This window comes from uncultured Caulobacter sp., from assembly GCF_937900395.1.
Classification (GTDB): domain Bacteria; phylum Pseudomonadota; class Alphaproteobacteria; order Caulobacterales; family Caulobacteraceae; genus Caulobacter.
Window position 1 is genome coordinate 1 of the sequence record NZ_CALCDX010000127.1, and the last position, 3,291, is coordinate 3,291.

The 3,291-nt window shown below is 67.3% G+C and carries 5 protein-coding genes; all 5 read left to right on the plus strand.

What is annotated here, in order from left to right:
* A partial coding sequence (locus tag Q0379_RS10640) for a hypothetical protein (protein ID WP_299008017.1) occupies nt 1-104 on the plus strand: 104 nt, incomplete at its 5' end.
* Nucleotides 105-109: 5 nt separating this feature from the next.
* Entirely contained in the window at nt 110-754 is a 645-nt protein-coding gene (locus tag Q0379_RS10645; RefSeq protein ID WP_299008138.1) for a cysteine hydrolase, read from the plus strand.
* A gap of 1 nt (nt 755) precedes the next feature.
* Nucleotides 756-2,144, plus strand: coding sequence for a peptidase M20 (locus Q0379_RS10650; protein ID WP_299008130.1), 1,389 nt, complete (start codon nt 756-758; stop codon nt 2,142-2,144).
* Nucleotides 2,141-2,635, plus strand: a complete 495-nt coding sequence (locus tag Q0379_RS10655) for a flavin reductase family protein (protein WP_299008133.1) — start codon at nt 2,141-2,143, stop codon at nt 2,633-2,635. Before Q0379_RS10650 ends, Q0379_RS10655 begins: the two co-directional genes overlap by 4 nt.
* 11 nt (nt 2,636-2,646) lie before the next feature.
* Nucleotides 2,647-3,291: histidine triad nucleotide-binding protein (locus tag Q0379_RS10660; protein WP_299008135.1), on the plus strand; the 645-nt coding region annotated here is incomplete at its 3' end.

A 3,291-nucleotide genomic window follows, 5' to 3' on the forward strand; every position in this document is an offset into this window, starting at 1 on the left:
ATTGCGAGCTGGACGGCCTGATGATGATCTTTCCCGACTATGTCGAAGGGCTGACCATGTTCGGCGCCGAGATCCTGCCCGGCCTGAGGGCGGTGTTCTCGTGAACGCGATGACGACGGCGACGGGTGTGGCCGACGGCTTGGAGGCCTGGATCGCGCCGTCGCGCACGGCGGTGGTGGTGATCGATATGCAGGTCGACTTCGCCTCGCCCGAGGGCGCCCTTGGAGCTTATGTCGACATGGGCGGGGTGCAGCCGGCGGTCACGGCGGCGGAACGGCTCGTGGAGAGTGCGCGCACGGTGGGCGTGCCGGTCGTCTTCGTGGGCCTGTTCACCAGCGCGGACACCGACTCTTCCGCCTGGCGCGAGCGGATGCGGCGCCGGGGCGGAGATCCGGACGGTGAAAGCGCTCTGTGCCGGACCGGGGAGGTCGGCTCCGACTTCTACGGTCCCCAACCGCTGCCTGGAGAGCTGGTGGTGAGAAAGACCCGCTATAGCGGCTTTGGCGGCACGGATCTCCATGACCGGCTGAAGGCGCTGGGCGTCGACACCCTGGTCGTGGCCGGCGTGACCACCGAGTGCTGCGTCGACAGCACGGTCCGCGACGCCTTCAGCCTCGACTATCACGTCTTCGTCGCCGCTGACGCCTGCGCCGCCTACGAGGCGGATCTCCACGCCGCGTCGCTGAAGGTGATGGAACTCAACAGCGCGATTCTGACCGATACGGCCCAGGTCGCGGCCGTGTGGAGCGCTTGAGATGGCCGACGGATTTCCCAACCTCGGCGCCGTCGCGCCCTACGCGGTCACCGAAGCCGACCGCGCGGCCATAGCCGCCGCCATCGACGAGGACGAGATCGTCCAGCTGGCCCTGACCCTGGGCAACATCCCCGCGCCGTCCGGCAAGGAGCTTGAGGTCGCCAACTATGTCCACGATTGGATGGCGCGCGAGGGCTTCTCGCCGCGCAAGGTGGGGGCCACGCCCGAACGGCCGAACGTCATCGGGACCTACGGCGGCAAGGGCGCCGGCAAGAACCTGCTGTTCACCGCCCACCTCGACACCGAGGCGCCGACCTGGAACCCGGATCTCGACGCCTACAAGTACTCGCTTGAGACCCTGGCCAATCCCGAATGGGAGAAGTGCTGGTTGGAGGACGGCAAGCTCTTTGGCTACCCGATCGCCAATGACCGCGGCCCGATGAGCTGCTTCCTGATCGCGGCCAAGGCGCTGAAGACGGCCGGCTACGACCTGGCCGGCAAGATGTACCTGACAGCCTGTCCCGGCGAAATCGGTCCCGAGCCGATCGAGGAGCACCGGGGCGTCGCCTATATGGGCAAGGACATCGGCGCCCATTACCTGTTTCACCATGGCGGCGTCGCGCCCGACTACGCCATCGCCGCGGAGGGCTGCGACTTCGGCCTGACCTGGGTCGGCTGCGGCTATGCGGTGTTCCGGTTCCAGGTGTGGGGCGAGGGGGTCTTCACACCGCTACTGGAGCAGCCGGCGACCTCGGCCCAGCATCCCAATCCGATCTACAAGCTGGGTCGGCTGACAGACGCCATCCATGCCTGGAGCGGCGAGTGGGAAAAGGCCAGTCGTTACGAAAGCGCCGGCGGCGTGGCCCAGCCAAAGTCGCAGATCGCCTCGGTGCGCGGCGGCATTCCCTACGCTTTCGGGGCGGGCACCGAGCTCGTGAACCTCTATCTGGAGGTGGGCCTCAGCCCCAAGCAGCGCGTGGCCGACGCCCAACATTCGCTCGAGAAAATGGTGCGGGACGCGGGTCTGGGTCGGATCGACATCGAACCGGTGGTCGTGCGCCATGGCTTCGAGGCCGACGCCGCCGAGGTGGCGCCGCTGGTGGGCGCGGTGGACGTCGCCACCCAGCTCGGTCTCGGCCATCCGGTGGCGCTGGCGAACCCGGTCTATTCGAGCATGTGGCGCGACCACAACGTCTTCAACATGCACCGCATTCCGGCCATCACCACTGGCTTCCGCCGTTGGCGGCCGACACCCAAGGACCTCGTCGACAGCGCCCTGATCTACGCTCTAACGGCCCTGGCTGTCTGCGGACGCGCGAGTCCGGAAGAGGAGGCCGCCCGGCCCATTTCGGCGGTCTATCCCGACAATCCGTTCGGAGCCGAGGCATGAGCGCCGCGCCGCAGTCGCACGCGCCCGAGCCGGCTGACTTCCGCAAGGCGATGGGCAGCTTCGCCGCCGGTGTGACCGTCGTCACCGCCTGTCATGAGGGGCGGTTGGTCGGGACGACGGTCAGCGCCTTCAGCTCGGTGTCGATGGACCCGCCGCTGATTATGGTTTGCCTCAAGCGCGACAGCCGCACCCTGGCGGCGGTGAAGCCGGCCGAGCGGTTCTGCGTCAACATCCTGGCGCGCGAGCAGGGCGACCTGGCCTACCGCTTCGCCAAGAGCGGCGCCGACGATCGCTTCGCCTTGACCGCGGTCGAGGCGGGCGTCTGCGGCGCACCTTTGCTGGCTGATTGCGTGGCGGCTATCGAGTGCGCTCTCCAGGCCGTTCACGACGGCGGCGACCACGAGATCCTGGTCGGCCGCGTTCTGCGCGTGACGACCGACGAGACCAAGACGCCGCTTGTCTATGTGCGCGGCGGCTTCCTCAATACCTAGTGGAGTTTCGCATGGCCTATGACGTGCTCGACGTGAAGCCCATGACCCGCCGGATCGGCGCGGAAATCTTCGGCGTCGATCTGGGCAAGCCGCTCAGCAACCAGGGCGATGCGTTCTGGTGGGGCGCTCCCAACTGGGGCCTCATCACCAAGCCTTATGGCCATTTCAGCAAGATCATCCGCGGCGAGATTCCCTGCAAGAAGGCCTATGAGGACGCCCACGTCCTCGCCTTTCACGACATCAACCCGCAGGCGCCGGTCCATGTCCTTGTCATTCCAAAGGGCGCCTATGTGAGCTGGGATGATTTCACCGCCAAGGCGCCTGATGAGGAAGTTGCGGGTTTCATCCGCGCGGTGGGCCATGTCGCGCGCGAACTCGGGCTTCCTGCGCCGGGGTATCGCCTGCTTGCCAACATTGGCGGGCATGGTCACCAGGAAGTGCCGCACCTCCATGTGCATGTCTTTGCGGGCAGGCCGCTGGGGCCGAGGAGGCCGGGCACGCTGACGCAGGGCGTGCCCATCAGCGTCCACAGGCGGTTGAACATGGCCGATCCGGTGGTGGCAAAACCCTCCGGCGCCTCGCCGGGTGCCGCGAAGGTGAGCAAGGCGTCACAATCGGCGAACAGGTCGCCGAGGCGCTGGCGCGCGCGCTTGGCG

Excerpts from the sequence above, each read along its gene's own strand:
- Q0379_RS10645 (WP_299008138.1), top strand. The coding sequence starts at position 110 with ATGACGACGGCGACGGGTGTGGCCGACGGCTTGGAGGCCTGGATCGCG.
- Q0379_RS10650 (WP_299008130.1), top strand. The coding sequence starts at position 756 with ATGGCCGACGGATTTCCCAACCTCGGCGCCGTCGCGCCCTACGCGGTC.
- Q0379_RS10655 (WP_299008133.1), top strand. The coding sequence starts at position 2,141 with ATGAGCGCCGCGCCGCAGTCGCACGCGCCCGAGCCGGCTGACTTCCGC.